The 15,184-nt window shown below is 70.8% G+C and carries 14 protein-coding genes; 2 read left to right on the top strand and 12 right to left on the bottom strand.

The features are described 5' to 3' along the window. Positions 1–45: 45 nt before the first annotated feature. The 5 genes from rplS to AMO33_RS27990 all read right to left on the bottom strand — a co-directional run bounded on the left by rplS (position 46) and on the right by AMO33_RS27990 (position 7,364). The gene (rplS, locus tag AMO33_RS28010) at positions 46–387 is read right to left on the bottom strand and encodes a 50S ribosomal protein L19 (protein ID WP_011210681.1); all 342 of its coding nucleotides are present in this window, start codon (positions 385–387) and stop codon (positions 46–48) included. Between the two features lie 162 nt (positions 388–549). Beyond that, positions 550–1,431: a hypothetical protein gene (locus AMO33_RS28005; RefSeq protein ID WP_011210682.1), complete on the bottom strand. Its 882-nt coding sequence runs from the start codon at positions 1,429–1,431 to the stop codon at positions 550–552. Positions 1,432–1,478: 47 nt separating this feature from the next. Beyond that, the gene (locus AMO33_RS28000) at positions 1,479–3,830 is read right to left on the bottom strand and encodes a Tex family protein (protein WP_011210683.1); all 2,352 of its coding nucleotides are present in this window, start codon (positions 3,828–3,830) and stop codon (positions 1,479–1,481) included. A gap of 220 nt (positions 3,831–4,050) precedes the next feature. Further along, positions 4,051–5,718, bottom strand: a complete 1,668-nt coding sequence (locus AMO33_RS27995) for an AMP-binding protein (protein ID WP_060594840.1) — start codon at positions 5,716–5,718, stop codon at positions 4,051–4,053. Continuing rightward, positions 5,715–7,364 carry an AMP-binding protein gene (locus AMO33_RS27990; RefSeq protein WP_060594839.1) on the bottom strand — a complete coding sequence of 550 codons (1,650 nt, stop codon included), beginning with the start codon at positions 7,362–7,364 and terminating at the stop codon, positions 5,715–5,717. The genes AMO33_RS27995 and AMO33_RS27990 overlap by 4 nt, the downstream gene beginning before the upstream one ends. Before the next feature lie 95 nt (positions 7,365–7,459). On the opposite strand from AMO33_RS27990, the gene AMO33_RS27985 reads away from it, so the two are divergent. Together AMO33_RS27985 and AMO33_RS27980 are read left to right on the top strand one after the other, a co-directional pair. Beyond that, positions 7,460–8,308, top strand: coding sequence for a LuxR C-terminal-related transcriptional regulator (locus tag AMO33_RS27985; RefSeq protein ID WP_050768311.1), 849 nt, complete (start codon positions 7,460–7,462; stop codon positions 8,306–8,308). Between the two features lie 104 nt (positions 8,309–8,412). Beyond that, positions 8,413–9,603, top strand: coding sequence for a PQQ-binding-like beta-propeller repeat protein (locus AMO33_RS27980; protein WP_060594838.1), 1,191 nt, complete (start codon positions 8,413–8,415; stop codon positions 9,601–9,603). A gap of 6 nt (positions 9,604–9,609) precedes the next feature. Here AMO33_RS27980 and trmD read toward each other — a convergent pair whose 3' ends face one another. The 7 genes from trmD to ffh all read right to left on the bottom strand — a co-directional run bounded on the left by trmD (position 9,610) and on the right by ffh (position 15,180). Beyond that, positions 9,610–10,305 (bottom strand): tRNA (guanosine(37)-N1)-methyltransferase TrmD, encoded by a 696-nt coding sequence (trmD, locus tag AMO33_RS27975; protein ID WP_060594837.1) that lies wholly within the window; start codon positions 10,303–10,305, stop codon positions 9,610–9,612. Between the two features lie 10 nt (positions 10,306–10,315). Continuing rightward, positions 10,316–10,840: a ribosome maturation factor RimM gene (gene rimM / locus AMO33_RS27970; protein ID WP_060594836.1), complete on the bottom strand. Its 525-nt coding sequence runs from the start codon at positions 10,838–10,840 to the stop codon at positions 10,316–10,318. A gap of 15 nt (positions 10,841–10,855) precedes the next feature. Next, a complete protein-coding gene (locus AMO33_RS27965; protein WP_011210690.1) occupies positions 10,856–11,098 on the bottom strand; it encodes an RNA-binding protein in 243 nt (80 codons plus the stop codon). Continuing rightward, complete coding sequence (rpsP, locus tag AMO33_RS27960) at positions 11,098–11,532, bottom strand: 30S ribosomal protein S16 (protein WP_011210691.1); 435 nt, start codon at positions 11,530–11,532, stop codon at positions 11,098–11,100. Before rpsP ends, AMO33_RS27965 begins: the two co-directional genes overlap by 1 nt. 220 nt (positions 11,533–11,752) lie before the next feature. Next, positions 11,753–12,307: a dihydrofolate reductase family protein gene (locus tag AMO33_RS27955; protein ID WP_011210692.1), complete on the bottom strand. Its 555-nt coding sequence runs from the start codon at positions 12,305–12,307 to the stop codon at positions 11,753–11,755. Between the two features lie 95 nt (positions 12,308–12,402). Then, positions 12,403–13,497: an amidohydrolase family protein gene (locus AMO33_RS27950; protein ID WP_060594835.1), complete on the bottom strand. Its 1,095-nt coding sequence runs from the start codon at positions 13,495–13,497 to the stop codon at positions 12,403–12,405. Positions 13,498–13,617: 120 nt separating this feature from the next. Beyond that, positions 13,618–15,180: a signal recognition particle protein gene (gene ffh / locus AMO33_RS27945; RefSeq protein ID WP_011210694.1), complete on the bottom strand. Its 1,563-nt coding sequence runs from the start codon at positions 15,178–15,180 to the stop codon at positions 13,618–13,620. Positions 15,181–15,184 lie beyond the last annotated feature (4 nt).

Here is a 15,184-nt window from a genome sequence, read left to right as displayed (position 1 = left end):
GTGCCGGGCCAGTCGACGATCAGTTGTCCCGGTCAAGGGCAGCGCTCAGCGCTTCTCCTTGATCTTGGCCGCCTTACCGCGCAGGTCGCGCAGGTAGTACAGCTTCGCCCGGCGGACGTCACCGCGGGTCACGACGTCGATGTGATCGATGTTGGGGCTGTGCACCGGGAAGGTGCGCTCCACGCCGACACCGAACGACACCTTGCGCACGGTGAAGGTCTCGCGGATGCCACCGCCCTGGCGACGGATCACGACGCCCTTGAAGACCTGGATGCGCTCCTTCGAGCCTTCGATGACCTTCACGTGCACATTCAGGGTGTCGCCGGGCCGGAAGTCCGGGACATCGCTGCGCAGCGACTTTTCGTCGACGAAGTCAAGGGTGTTCATTTCCATCCTTCTGGAGTTCGCGCGAACAGAGGACCCTGGCGGCACGGGTGTGCTCGACCGGTTCATGCTCCGAATTAAGGGATGCTCCCGGGGTCGAGAAAGCACCCAGGGCAACCTGAGCATTGTGCCAGACGGGCCGGGCCGCGACGAAATCGGCCGGGGTCAGCGGGGCGCCTCCGCCGGTTCGGGCCGGTCCGGTGCGGGCGCGCCGTGGTGCCGGTGCGGCGCGGGTGGCGCGGGCACCACGGTGCGGCTGAGCTCGGCCTCGGCGGCGGTGCGGGCGTGCTCGACGTCGGGTTTGCCCGCCACCAGATCCTGCACGAAGATCTTCGCCCGGATCACCGGCCTGCGATAGCGGCGCTCGCGCACGATGGCGCGCGCCATCAATCGGCGGCGGTTGGCGTAACGCCAGCGTGCCCAGGGCGCGCCCGGCCTGCTCAGCCGCAGCGCGCCGACGAACAGCAGCGGCGGGAAGAACATGCCGAACAGGCCGGTCCAGATCTTGCCCTTGGCGATCACGACGGCGGCCATGGCCAGATTCGCCAGCGCGAAACCCGCCGCCACCAGGTGCCCGACGGTGCCGAGCGAGGTGCGGAAGTCGTTGATCTCCAGCAGCGACAGCGGATGGAAGCCGAGCAGCAACAGACCGGTCACGGCCAGCGCGACGAAGACCGCGTCGACCGAGGTGCGCCCCTGCTCCTCCCAATAGACGTCGCGCAGGTAGTAGATCAGCGCGAACTCGTCGAGCACCAGGGCGCTGCCGACGCCGAACGCCGCCGCCAGCGCCGCGGCGACCGGGGTGTCGGCGTCCTCGATCACCGCGACCATGCCCAGCCCGGACCCGAGGACGAGCACCACCCCGAACACCATGTGGTGGATGTGCACGTCACCGGCGCGCAGGTTGCCCGGCCACCACCGCACATCGGCCCGGATCATCCGGACGCTGAGCCGGATGAACAGGAAGCCGAGGATGAAGCCGAAGAGGAAGCAGAGCAGCGGCAGGCGGCCGTGCGCGATCACGTCCTGTTCGAGCCACCGTCGCATGACCGCCGGTACCTCCCCGCTTCTCCGGTGCGCCGCCGGGTCGGCTGCTACTTCCCGAATCCGGCGCGGCGCAGGGCGTCGGCCATCGACCCGCTGGGTGCGGGGGCGTTGCGCCTGCCCTGGTTGCGACTCTGCTGCCGCCCCTGTCCATTCTGCCGTTGTCCGCCGCCGGCACCACCGGAACCGCCGCGGCGCCCGCCCTCGCGCTGGCCGCCGCGCTCGCCCTTGGCTGCGCCCGGCTCGTCGTCCAGCCGCAGCGACAGGCCGATGCGCTGACGGGCGACGTCGACCTCGAGCACCTTCACCTTCACCACGTCACCGGACTTGACGACCTCGCGCGGGTCCTTGACGAAGGAGTGCGACATGGCCGAGACGTGCACCAGCCCGTCCTGGTGGACGCCGACGTCGACGAACGCGCCGAACGCCGCGACGTTGGTCACCACGCCCTCGAGCACCATGCCCGGCTTCAGGTCGGCGACCTTCTCCACCCCGGCGGCGAATTCCGCGGTCTTGAACTCCGGGCGCGGGTCGCGGCCGGGTTTCTCCAGTTCGCCGATGATGTCGGTGACGGTGGGCACGCCGAACTTCTCGTCGGTGAACTCGGCGGGCCGCAACGACCGGAGCACGCCGGTGTTGCCGATCAGCTCGTCGACGCGGCGGCCGGTGGCCTCGAGAATGCGCCGCACCACCGGGTAGGCCTCCGGGTGCACCGCCGAGGTGTCCAGCGGATCGTCGCCGCCGCGGATGCGCAGGAAGCCCGCGCACTGTTCGAATGCCTTCGGCCCGAGCCGGGGCACGTCGAGCAGGGCGGTACGGGAACGGAACGGCCCGTTCTGGTCCCGATGGGCGACGATGCTCTCCGCGACGGCCGAGCCGATGCCCGACACCCGCGACAGCAGCGGCACCGAGGCGGTGTTGACGTCGACGCCGACCGCGTTGACCGCGTCCTCGACCACCGCGCCCAGCGAGCGGGCCAGCAGCGTCTCGGAGACATCGTGCTGGTACTGGCCCACGCCGATCGACTTGGGATCGATCTTCACCAGCTCGGCCAGCGGGTCCTGCAACCGACGTGCGATCGAGACCGCGCCGCGCAGCGAGACGTCCAGTTCCGGCAGTTCCTGGGAGGCGTAGGCGGAGGCGGAGTACACCGAGGCGCCGGCCTCGGAGACGACCACCTTGGTCGGCTTCTTGTCCGACGTGGCGCCGATGCGGGAGATGAGCTCGGCCACCAGCGCGTCGGTCTCGCGCGAAGCCGTCCCGTTGCCGATCGCGATCAGTTCGACACCGAAGCGGGCCACCAGCGCGCCGAGCACGGCCAGCGACTTCTCGGTCTGGCCCTGCGGCTTGTGCGGGTAGATCACCTCGGTCGCGACCACCTTGCCGGTCGCGTCGACGACGGCCACCTTGACACCGGTGCGGTAGCCGGGGTCAAGGCCCATCGTGGTGCGGGTGCCCGCGGGGGCGGCCAGCAGCAGATCGCGCAGGTTCGCCGCGAAGACGTCGACGGCGTCCTTCTCCGCCGCCTGCCGCAGCCGCATCCTGGTGTCGATGCCCAGGCTCACCTGCAACTTGGTCCGCCACGCCCACCGCACGGTGTCGAGCAGCCAGCTGTCGGCGGGGCGTCCGCGATCGGCGATGCCGAACTTCGCGGCGATGCGGCCCTCGTAGACGCTGCGTTCCCCCGGCGCGAGTTCCTCGGTGTCGGGCTCGAGCTGGAGGCTGAGCACCTCCTCCTTCTCCCCGCGGAACAGCGCGAGCACCCGGTGTGAGGGCAGCGAGCTGAACGCCTCGCTGAACTCGAAGTAGTCGGCGAACTTCGCCCCCGCCTCCTCCTTGCCGGGCCGCACGGTGGAGGTGAGCTGCCCGCGATTCCACATCATCTCGCGCAACTCACCGACCAGGTCGGCGTCTTCGGCGAACCGCTCGACCAGGATCGCGCGGGCGCCGTCGAGCTGCTCGGCGGTGTACTGCGCGGGATCGGTGGTGGGGTCGGCCAGCAGGGCGTCGGCCACCGGCTCGTGCCCGGCCTCGCGCGCGATCTGGGCCTTGGTGCGCCGCTTGGGCTTGTAGGGCAGGTAGATGTCCTCGAGGCGGGCCTTGGTCTCGGCCAGCAGCAGGCTGCGGTGCAGCTCGTCGTCGAGTTTGCCCTGGGCGCGGATGGATTCGATGATGGCGGCGCGGCGCTCGTCCAGCTCCCGCAGGTAGTGCAGGCGTTCCTCCAGCGTGCGCAGCTGCGCGTCGTCGAGGCCGCCGGTCACCTCCTTGCGGTACCGGGCGATGAAGGGCACGGTCGAGCCCGCGTCGAGCAGTTCGACCGCGGCGCGGACCTGGCTCTCCCGCACCCCGAGTTCCTCGGCGATGCGGCTGCCGACGCCCGCCGGACCCGCGAGCGTGCCCACCGGTGCGGCGGTCGTATCGGTGCTGTTCGTCTCTGAACTGGCGATCTCGGGCGCTGTCGTCACGAGCGGCAACACTAGCGGCTCCCACCGACGGCGGCTGCTCCGCCTCTCCGCGGCGTTTCCCGGTGCGTGCGCCGGATACGGCGACGCGCCGGGGCGCCGGAGCGGATCCCGGGGGATCCGCCGACGCACCCGGCGCGCGCGGCTGTGTGCGTGCCGATCACGTGCCGGACTGCAGCATTTCGCGGGCCAGCTCGCGCATCTCGGCCTTGCGCACCTTGCCGGTGACCGTCATCGGGAACTCCTCGACGACGTGCACGTACCGCGGGATCTTGAAGTGCGCGAGTTTGCCGGTGCAGAATTCCCGCACGGCCGCCGCGTCCAACGGTTCGGCGCCCTCGCGCATCCGGATCCAGGCCATCAGCTCCTCGCCGTAGCGTTCGTCGGGCACGCCGATGACCTGGGCGTCGAGGATGTCGGGATGGGTGTAGAGGAATTCCTCGATCTCGCGCGGGTAGATGTTCTCCCCGCCGCGGATCACCATGTCCTTGATGCGGCCGGTCACCGCGACATAGCCGTCCTCGTCCATCACGCCGATGTCGCCGGTGTGCATCCAGCGGGCGGCATCGATGGCCTCGGCGGTCTTCTCGGGCTCGTCCCAGTAGCCGAGCATCACCGAGTAGCCGCGGGTGCACAGCTCGCCGGGCTCGCCGCGCGGCACGGTGCGGCCGGTCGCCGGGTCGACGATCTTGACCTCGAGGTGCGGGCCGACCCGGCCGACGGTGGCGGTCCTGCGGTCGATGTCGTCGTCGCGGCGGGTCTGGGTGGAGACCGGGCTGGTCTCGGTCATGCCGTAGCAGATGCAGACCTCGCTCATGCCGAGCCGGTCGATGACCCGCTTCATCACCTCCACCGGGCACGGTGAGCCTGCCATGATGCCGGTGCGCAGGGTGCTCAGATCCGGTGCGGCGCCGGACTTCTCCAGCTCGGTGTCGAGTTCGGCGAGCACGGCGATGAACATCGTCGGCACCCCGTAGAGCGAGGTGCACTTCTCGGCGGCGACGGCGGCCAGGGTGGCGGCCGGATCGAACGACGGCGCCGGGATCACGATCGCCGCGCCGTGGCTGGTGGCCGCGAGATTGCCCATGACCATGCCGAAGCAGTGGTAGAAGGGCACCGGCACGCAGATGCGGTCCTGCTCGGTGTAGCCGCACAGCTCGCCGACGAAGAAGCCGTTGTTGAGGATGTTGTGGTGGCTGAGCGTGGCACCCTTGGGGAAACCCGTTGTGCCCGAGGTGTATTGGATGTTGATCGGATCGTCCATGGTGAGCTCGGCGCCGAGCTCGGCCAACCGGACCGGGTCGGGCGTGGTGCTCGTCACCTGCTGCCACTGGTCGTCGCCGAGGATGAGCACCTGCTCGAGCCCCGGACACTCCCCGCGCACCTCGTCGATCATGGCGACGTAGTCGGAGGTCTTGAACTCGCGCGCCGCGATCAGCATGCGCACGCCCGCCTGGCGCAGCACATAGGCCAGTTCGCTGGTGCGATAGGCCGGATTGATGTTGACCAGGATCGCGCCGATCTTCGCGGTCGCGTACTGGGTGAGGAACCACTCGGCACAGTTCGGCGCCCAGATGCCGACGCGGTCACCCTTGCGGATACCGCGCGCGTCCAGGCCCGCGGCCAGCGCGTCGACCGCCGCGACGAGTTCGCGGTAGGTCCAGCGGCGGCCCGACGGAATGTCCACCAGCGCTTCCCGATCCGGATGCGCGGCCGCGGTGCGGTCGAGGTTCGCGCCGATCGTGTCGCCGAGCAGCGGGGTGGGCGACGGGCCGGAGTCGTAACTCGGCAGTGCTCTCGTCGCCGTCGTCGTTGTCGTTGTCGTCATCGCTTGGCCTCCTGTTCGCGCAGCACGAAACGCTGCACCTTGCCACTGGGCGTCTTGGGCAGACTGTCCACGAAATGCACGCGGCGCGGGTAGGCGTGCGCCGCGAACTTCTGCTTCACCAACTGCTGCAGCTCCGCGGCGAGCTCCGCGCTGCCGTCGACACCGGAGCGCAGCACCACGAACGCCTCGAGCACCTCGCCGCGCAGTTCGTCGGGCAGGCCGACCACGGCGGCCTCGGCGACGTCGTCGTGCATGACCAGCACGCTCTCGACCTCGAACGGGCCGATGCGGTACCCGGCCATGATGATGACGTCGTCGTCGCGGGCCGAGAAGGTGAAGAAGCCGTCGGCGTCGCGGGAGCCGGCGTCACCGGTCAGGTACCAGCGGCCGTCGGCGGTGAAGCGTTGCGCGGTGCGCTCGGGGGCGTCGAGGTAGCCGAGGAACCACATCAGCGGGCTGCGGGTGGTGTCGATGGCCAGCCTGCCCAGCTCGCCGGGGGCGGCCTCGACGTCGGCGGTGTCGGAGAGCACCGCGCAGGTCCAGCCCGGCAGCTGGCGGCCCATCGAGCCCAGCGGCGCGGCCGCGTTCAGCTGGTCGTGCCAGGCGTTGCAGATGACCATGCCGTGCTCGGTCTGCCCGTAGTGGTCGCGCACCGGCACCCCGAGGGTGCGCGCGGACCAGGCCACCACCTCCGGGGTGAGCGGTTCGCCCGCCGAGGACGCCCGGCGCAGCGAGATACCGGCGGGCGCGGGCCCGTCGTCGGAGCGCAGCGCCCGGTACACGGTGGGGGCGGCGGCGAAGTTGGTGACGCCGAACTTCTCCAGCACCTGCCAGGTCAGCGCGGGCGAGAACCCGGCGTGCAGCAGCAGGCTGCGGGTGCCGGCGGCCAGCGGCGCCAGGATCGCGTAGTAGAGGCCGTAGGCCCAGCCCGGGTCGGCGGCGTTCCAGAACACGTCGTCCGGGCGCACGTCGAGGGCGAACTCCTGGTAGGCGTGGAACGAGGCCAGCGCGCGCACCGGAATCGGGACGCCCTTCGGCGTGCCGGTGGTACCACTGGTGAACAGCTGCACCAGCAGCCCGTCACCGCCGACCGCGACGGCCGCGCCACGTGGATCGTCGGCGTCGTAGGACTCCAGCAGCTCGGCGAAGCGCAGCGGCTCGCGCACGGCCAGCGACTCGGGGACCTGACCGGCGACGATCAGCCGCCACGGGACCTCGGCCGGGATGTCCTCACCCGGCAGCAGCTTGGCGGCCTGATCGGCGTCGGCGATCACCGCCACCGTGCGGCTCGCGTCCAGCCGCAGCGCGATCGCGGGCGGGGCGAAGGCGGTGAACAGCGGCACATGCACCGCGCCGCGCCGCCAGATGCCCAGCAGCGCGACCACCAGGTCCGCGGACTTGGCCATCAGCGTGGCGACCCGATCGCCCGGGCCGACGCCGAGACCGGCGAGCGCCGCGGCGAACCGTGCGGATCGCTCGCGCAGCTCACCGTAGGTGAGGTCGGTCGAGGACAGATCCGACTCGATCACCGTGAAGGCGACCGCGTCCGCGGGGTGCCGGTCGCACAGCAGTTCCGCGGCGCAGGCGTCGGGTCCGTCGTAGGTGTCCAGGAACTCACGCACCCGTGCGTCCACGTCGATCGTCATCGTGCTCTCTCCTCCTCGGTGATCCAGCTCCCCGGTGTCGAATAGAATGTGGGTCGGATCACGTTGACGACTACCCCCGAAAAGGGGTGAAACCCTTGACAGGCACCTCCCTGCTGCGCCCGCGCGACGGTGACGCGCTGCGCGCCGAGATCCGCTGGATCGCCCGAGAGACGGGTGTACCGGTGGTGTTCGGCGGCGAAGTCCACGAAGACACCCTGCTGCTCTCGGAGTTCTTCGGCACCAAGACCAACGGCTTGCGCGGGCTGCCGGTACTGCGCAGTTCAGGACTCGGCGGCCGGGTGATGGACCTGCGCAGGCCCGCCTCGGTCGCGGACTACCGCAACGCCTCCACGATCACCCACCACTACGACGAGCCGGTCTCCGGCGAGGGCATCCGCTCGGTCGCGGCGGTGCCGGTGGTGGTCGGCGACCGGTCGCGGGCGGTGCTCTACGCGGCCACCCGCGGCGGGCCGGTCGGGGACCGCACGGCCGATCTGATCGTGCGGGCGAGCAGGCGCCTGGCCACCGAGATCGCCATCCGCGACGAGGTCGACCGGCGGCTGCGGTTGCTCGAGGTGGCCAGCCCGGCCCGCGAGGCCGGACCGGAGCTGACCGAGGAACTGCGCGAGATCAACGCCGAACTGCGCGGGTTGGCGGGCACGGTGCGCGACGAGCGCACCCGGGAGCGGCTGCACGGCGTGTGCGCCCGGCTGACCAGGATGCTCACCGGCGAGACCTCCCCCACCGCACCCAAACTCTCCCGGCGGGAGCTCGACGTGCTCTCCGAGGTGGCGCTCGGATGCACGAATCAGGAAGTGGCGCAGCGGCTTTCCCTCGGACCCGAGACGGTGAAGAGCTACCTGCGCAACGCCATGACCAAGCTGGACGCGCATTCGAGGCACGAGGCCGTGGTCACCGCCCGTCGGCTGGGTTTGCTGCCGTAATCCACAGCGCTGCCGTCGTCCACAGCCGTCGGGCCACACATTCCGCGGTGCGGCCGCGCGTGCGATGATCGACCCCGTCCGATTCCGGGAGGGGGAGTTCGATCATGGGTGGGAACATCAGCATGCGCGTACTGGCGCGGGTCGTCGTCGGTGTCGCACTGGCGCTCACCATGGCCGCGTGCGGTCTCGGCGCGCCGGACGCGCAGGGGCCGGGCGGACCGCCGGACGCGCCGGTCCTGGATCTGGCGGCCATCCGCACCCTCGAGGTCGGCGCCCACCGCGAAATCGGGGTGACCGAGACCGGCCTCTACACCGTGACCGAGGACGCGGTCGTCGGTTTCGCCCCCGACGGCACGCGACAGTGGACCCTGCGCAAGGACGGCGCCCGGCCCGACACCGACCGGGTGCGGCCGGTGTTGTTCCAGCCGGTGCTGCTCGTGGGCTGGGAGGGCACCCCGGGACTGGTCGCGTACTCGACCGAAACCGGCGAGCAACTGTGGAGCACGGCGGCCGAGGAGTGGACCCAGGGCGACACCGCCGACGGAACGGTGACCTTCGCCGACGCCCGCACCGGCACCCAGGCCTGGTCGGTGTCCCTCGCCTCCTTCGGCTGCCCGCCCACCGAGGACGCGCTCGTTCCGGTGTGGATCCGCGACGTGGTGCTGATCCGTTGCCACACGGCGACCGGCCCCGACGGCAAGGGTGCCGACCAGTGGGTCGCAGCGCTGGATCCACGCGACGGGGCGGTGCGCTGGCAGCGGCAGCTCACCGGTGGCGACCACGTCGCCGTCGAGTCGCGCAACACCCTGGCGGTGAAACTGAGCAGCGGGGAGACCGACGTCCTCGACATCACGACCGGCGAACCACTCGCTCGCAGGCCCGCCGCCCCCGGCTCGCGGTACCGGCTCCCCCGTCCGGACGGGGTGTCGCTGGTCATGGACAGCACGACGCTGGCGGAGAACACCGCCATGCGGCTGGAGGAGGCCGACGGCCGGGTGCGGTGGACGGCGCCGCTCGACGAGCGGGAAGAAGTCCTTCCGCTCACCGCCGCGGTGAGCAGTAACGTCCTGCTCGCCACCATGCGGAAACGGCTCGGGGACAACGCGGTCTCGCTGGTCGCCTACGACATGGGCGACGGTACGCGCACGCTGGTCGCCGGTCCGGGGCCGAGTGTGCGCGACGAACAACCGACGCTGACGATGGCACTCGCCCGCCGCGACAACCCCACCATGGCGCCGTGGGGACTCCTGGTGCCGGGTGCGGACGGCACCGTGGCGGTGGTTCCGGCCGAGTGAGGTCGGTCAGCCCGACGACGACTCCGGCGGCAACAGGTCGGGACGGCGTTCCCTGGTGCGGGCCAGCGACTGCTCGCGCCGCCACGCCGCGACCTTGGCGTGGTCACCGGAGAGCAGGATCGGCGGCACCTCGAGGCCGCGCCAGCTCACCGGGCGGGTGTAGCTGGGCCCCTCGAGCAGGCCGTCGGAGAACGAATCCTGTTCGTGGGACTGCTGATTCCCGAGCACCCCGGGCAGCAGCCGGACGACCGCCTCGACCATCACCAGCACCGCCGCCTCGCCGCCGATCAGCACGTAGTCGCCGATGCTGACCTCCTCGACGCGCACCCGCCGGGCGGCGTCGTCGAAGACACGCTGGTCGATGCCCTCGTAGCGACCGCACGCGAACACCAGGTGGCGTTCGGCGGCCCAGCGCTGCGCGGTGGCCTGGGTGAAGGGCACGCCGGCCGGGGTGGGGACGACGAGCAGCGCGTCGTCGGGGCACACCGCGTCGAGCGCGTCGCCCCACACGGTCGGCTTCATGACCATGCCGGGTCCGCCGCCGTAGGGGGCGTCGTCGACGGACTTGTGCACGTCGTGCGTCCAGCGGCGCAGGTCGTGCACGTCGACGGAGATCAGTCCCTTGTCGATGGCCTTGCCCAGCAGCGCCGTGCGCAACGGCTCCAGATATTCGGGGAAGATGGTGACGACGTCGAGTTTCATGCGGCCCGTGTCATTCCGGATCGAGCAGGCCCTCGGGCGGATCGATCACGACGTACCCCTCGGCGACCGAGACGGTCGGCACGATGGCGGTGACGAACGGGATCAGGATCTCCCGCCCGTCCTCGGCGGCTCGCACCGAGAGCAGTTCACCGGCGGCCGAATGCAGCACTTCGGTGACGGTACCGAGCACGGCACCGGCCGTGTCGCGCACACTCAGGCCCTCGAGTTCGTGATCGTAGAACTCGTCCGGATCGTCCGAGGGCGGCAGTTCGGCGCTGTCGACGACGAACAACGTGCCGCGCAGCGCGTCGGCGGCGGACCGGTCGTCGACCCCGGCCAGGGACACCAGAAGCCGGCCCGAGTGTTCCCGGGCCGACTCCACGGTGAATTCCCGCACCTCGGTCGAGCGCGGCAGCCGCCCGCGCAGGACGGTGCCCCCGGCGAAGCGCGCGTCGGGGTCGTCGGTGCGGACCTCGACGACGAGTTCTCCGCGCACCCCGTGCGATTTGGCGACCCGTCCCACGACGAGTTCCATCGGCGGCGTCTCCGGCTACTGGTCGGTGTCGACCACGTCGACCCGGATGCCCCGGCCGCCGATGCCCGCGACCAGGGTGCGCAGCGCGGTCGCGGTGCGACCACCGCGACCGATCACCTTGCCCAGGTCGTCGGGGTGCACGTGCACCTCGACGGTGCGTCCGCGACGGCCGGTGATCAGCTCGACGCGGACGTCATCGGGATTGGCGACGATGCCGCGCACGAGGTGCTCGACGGCATCGGCGACGACGGCGCTCATTACTCGGCGGCCTCGGCCTCGGTCGACTCGGCGGCGGCGTCGTCCTTCTTGGCCTTCTTCTTCGGGGTGACGGCCTCGGCGACGGGCTCGTTCTCGGCGGCGGCCAGCGCGGCGTTGAACAGGTCCAGCTTGGACGGCTTGGCGGCCTTCACCTTCAGGGTGCCCTCGGCGCCGGGCAGGCCCTTGAACTTCTGCCAGTCACCGGTGATCTCCAGCAGGCGCTGCACCGGCTCGGTCGGCTGCGCGCCGACGCTCAGCCAGTACTGGACGCGCTCGGAGTCGATCTCGATCAGCGAAGGCTCTTCCTTCGGGTGGTACTTGCCGATGGACTCGATCGCCCGGCCGTCACGGCGGGTGCGGGCGTCGGCGACGACGACGCGGTACTGCGGGTTGCGGATCTTGCCCAGGCGGGTGAGCTTGATGCGAACAGCCATGCTGATCTGCCTCTTTCGGGTAGGCGGCCACCGCCACGAGGGCGACGACCAGGATGGTCACCGCGCAATTCAGCGACCCGCACGGTCTGCGAGCCCGGTTTTGCGCTTGGAGTGCGTGACCGCCGCGCGGTACGTAACCGGAGACGGGCTGACACTGTCCTGTCCAGGACGGTGGTCCATTGTGCCAGACGGGCCAGCCCGGCTCGAAATCGGTCCGTGGTCAGGACGGGCGGTACCGCAGCAGCACCACCCCGGAACGGAACCGCTTGCTCTCGGCGAGCCGCAGCCGCGGCAGCCGCGCTCCCTCACCGAACAGGCGGGCGCCACGCCCGAGCACCACCGGGTAGACGAACAACCGGTACTCGTCGACCAGCCCCGCCGCGATCAGCTGGTGCACCAGCTCGATGCTCCCGGTGCAGACGATGTCCTTGCCCGGCTCCCGCTTCACCGCCGCGACCTCGTCGAGCCCCCGCAGGACCACCGAGTTGTGCCAGGCGGGGTCGGTCATGGTGCGGGAGACCACGTACTTGCGGATCGTGTTCAGGTCATCGGTGATGCCGGAGCGGTCGTCGTCCTGCCGCGGCCAGTATCCGCGCATGTCCTCGAAGGTGCGGCGACCGAACAGCACCGCATCGCAGGCGGCGGTGTGGGCCATCAACTCGGCGTTGATGTCGGCCTGCTCCGCGAGGGCGTCGTTGCCGACGGTGAACCATCCCTCGGTGGCCTCGATCACCCCGTCGACGGTGATGTTCTCGGTGACGACCAGATCGCGCACAGCGACCTCCTCCTCGGATCGGTGCTACCCCCACGCGGGGAAGGCGGACCGTCGACGCCCGGCCCGCCTCCGCCGGAACCTCGTCGACCCGCCGGTCACCGGTGTCCGGTGACGGGATCGGCGGACTTGACCACCCGCCCGCGCAGCACCACCCAGGCGGGCTCGGTGAGCACATCGGGATGCTCGCGCGGATCGTCGCGGTAGACGACGAAATCGGCGGGCGCCCCGTGCGCGATGCCCGGCCTGCCGAGCCAGTCGCGGGCCGCCCAGGACGCCGCGCCGAGCGCCTCGTGCGCCGACAGCCCGGCCTTGCCGAGCGCGGCGATCTCGTCGGCGATGCGGCCGTGCCGGATCGAGCCGCCCGCGTCGGTGCCCGCGTAGATCGGCACGCCGGCGTCGTGGGCGTTGCCGATGGTGTCGCGCACGCGACGGTGCAGGTCGCGCATGTGTGCGGCGTAGACGGGGAAGCGGCCCGCGCTGTCGGCGATCTCGGGGAAGGTGTCGATGTTGATCAGGGTGGGCACCAGGGCGGTGCCGTGCTCGACCATCATCGCGATGGTGTCGTCGGTGAGGCCGGTGCCGTGCTCGAGACAGTCGATACCGGCGTTGATCAACCCGGGCAGCGCGTCCTCGCCGAAGACGTGCGCGGTCACCCGGGCGCCCTCGGCGTGCGCGGCCTCGATCGCCTCGACCAGGACGGCATCGCTCCACAGCGGGCGCAGATCGCCGACGGAGCGGTCGATCCAGTCGCCGACGATCTTGACCCAGCCGTCGCCGCGGCGGGCCTGCTCGGCCACGATCTGCGGCAGGTCCCGTTCGTCGTCGAGCTCGATCCCCAGCTCGCGGATGTAGCGTTTGGGCCGCGCGATGTGCCTGCCCGCGCGGATGATGCGGGGCAGGTCGTCGTGGTCGTCGATGAAGCGCGTATCGATGGGCGAGCCCGCGTCGCGCAGCAGCAGCGCACCGGCGTCGCGTTCGATCTCGGCCTGGGCGATCGCGCCGTCGTGGTCCTCGTCGCCACCGCCGTAGCGAATGCCGACGTGGCAGTGCGCGTCGACCAGGCCCGGCACGATCCAGCCGCTGTCACAAAGGGTTTCGGCATCCCGCATCGGCTCGAACGAGACCAGGCCGTCGTGTACCCACAGGTCACGAACCTCGTCGTCGGGCAGAACGACTCCACGAAGATGCACGGCGGGACCTCCCTCACTCGGTGCGCCGCCGCGGTGCCGCGGCGAGGCTCGCGAGTCCCATTCTGTCCCGTTCGCGCCGCCTGCGGGTGGCGCTCGGGCGCCGCGAGTCGGGCCGGGCGCCTACTTCTTCGGGAACTTCAGCTTCGACAGATCGAAGTTCTCCAGCCCCGGCGGCAGCTCGTTGAGACCCGCGGGCATGTTGGAGATGTCGGGCATCCCGGCGGGCATCCCCGGCATTCCGGCGGGCATGCCCGGGAATCCGCCGCGCACCTTCGGCGGGGTGGGGCCGCGACCGCCCTTCTTGCCCTTCTTGCCCTTCTTGGCGTTGCGGCGCGAGCCGGGCATGCCCATCTGGCGGCCCATCATCGCCATCATCTTCTTGGCCTCGAAGAACCGGTCGACCAGCTGGTTGACCTCCGAGACCGTGACACCGGAGCCGTTGGCGATGCGCAGGCGCCGGGAGGCGTTGATGATCTTGGGGTTGGCCCGCTCGGCGGGGGTCATGCCACGGATGATCGCCTGCACCCGGTCGAGCTGCTTGTCGTCGACCTGGGCGAGCACGTCCTTCATCTGACCCGCGCCCGGCAGCATGCCCAGCAGATTGCCGATCGGGCCCATCTTGCGGATGGCGAGCATCTGCTCGAGGAAGTCCTCCAGCGTGAGTTCGCCGCTGCCGATCTTGCGCGCGGCCTCCTCGGCCTGCTGCGCGTCGTAGACCTGTTCGGCCTGCTCGATGAGGGTGAGCACGTCACCCATGCCCAGGATGCGGCTGGCCATCCGGTCCGGGTGGAAGACGTCGAAGTCCTCGAGCTTCTCACCGGTGGAGGCGAACATGATCGGCGCGCCGGTGACGTTGCGCACCGACAGCGCCGCACCGCCGCGGGCGTCGCCGTCGAGCTTGGTGAGCACCACGCCGGTGAAGCCGACGCCGTCGCGGAAGGCTTCGGCGGTGGTCACCGCGTCCTGACCGATCATGGCGTCGAGCACGAACAGCGTCTCGTCCGGCTGGACGGCGTCGCGAATGCTCGCGGCCTGGCGCATCAGCTCCTCGTCGATGCCGAGGCGGCCCGCGGTGTCGACGATGACGATGTCGTACTGCTTGTTGCGGGCCTCGGCGACGCCGCCGCGCGCGACCTCGACCGGGTCGGCCGCGGTGATGCCCAGCGGGTTCTCCCCGCCGCCCACCGAGGTGCCCGGGTGCGGGGCGAAGACGGGCACGCCCGCGCGCTCGCCGACCACCTGGAGCTGGGTGACGGCGCCGGGGCGCTGCAGGTCGCAGGCCACCAGCAAGGGCTGATGTCCCTGCCCCTTCAGATATTTCGCGAGCTTGCCCGCCAGCGTCGTCTTACCGGCGCCCTGCAGACCGGCGAGCATGATCACCGTCGGCGGGGTCTTGGCCAGGTTGAGCCTGCGGGTCTCGCCGCCGAGGATGCCGACGAGTTCCTCGTTGACGATCTTGACGACCTGCTGGGCGGGATTCAGCGCCGCGGAGACCTCCGCGCCCTTGGCGCGCTCCTTGATCCTGGCGATGAAACCGCGCACCACGGGCAGCGCGACGTCGGCCTCGAGCAGGGCCAACCGGATCTCCCGGCACGTGGCGTCGATGTCGGCCGGTGACAGACGCCCCTTACCGCGCAGATCCTTCAGGGCACCGGTAAGCCGGTCGGACAGGGATTCGAACACCGAT

Origin of the sequence: Nocardia farcinica, assembly GCF_001182745.1 — a bacterium.
In the GTDB taxonomy this organism is placed as follows: Bacteria; Actinomycetota; Actinomycetes; order Mycobacteriales; family Mycobacteriaceae; genus Nocardia; species Nocardia farcinica.
The sequence above is the reverse complement of the archived record's forward strand: the minus strand, read 5'-3'. Positions and strand labels throughout refer to the sequence as shown.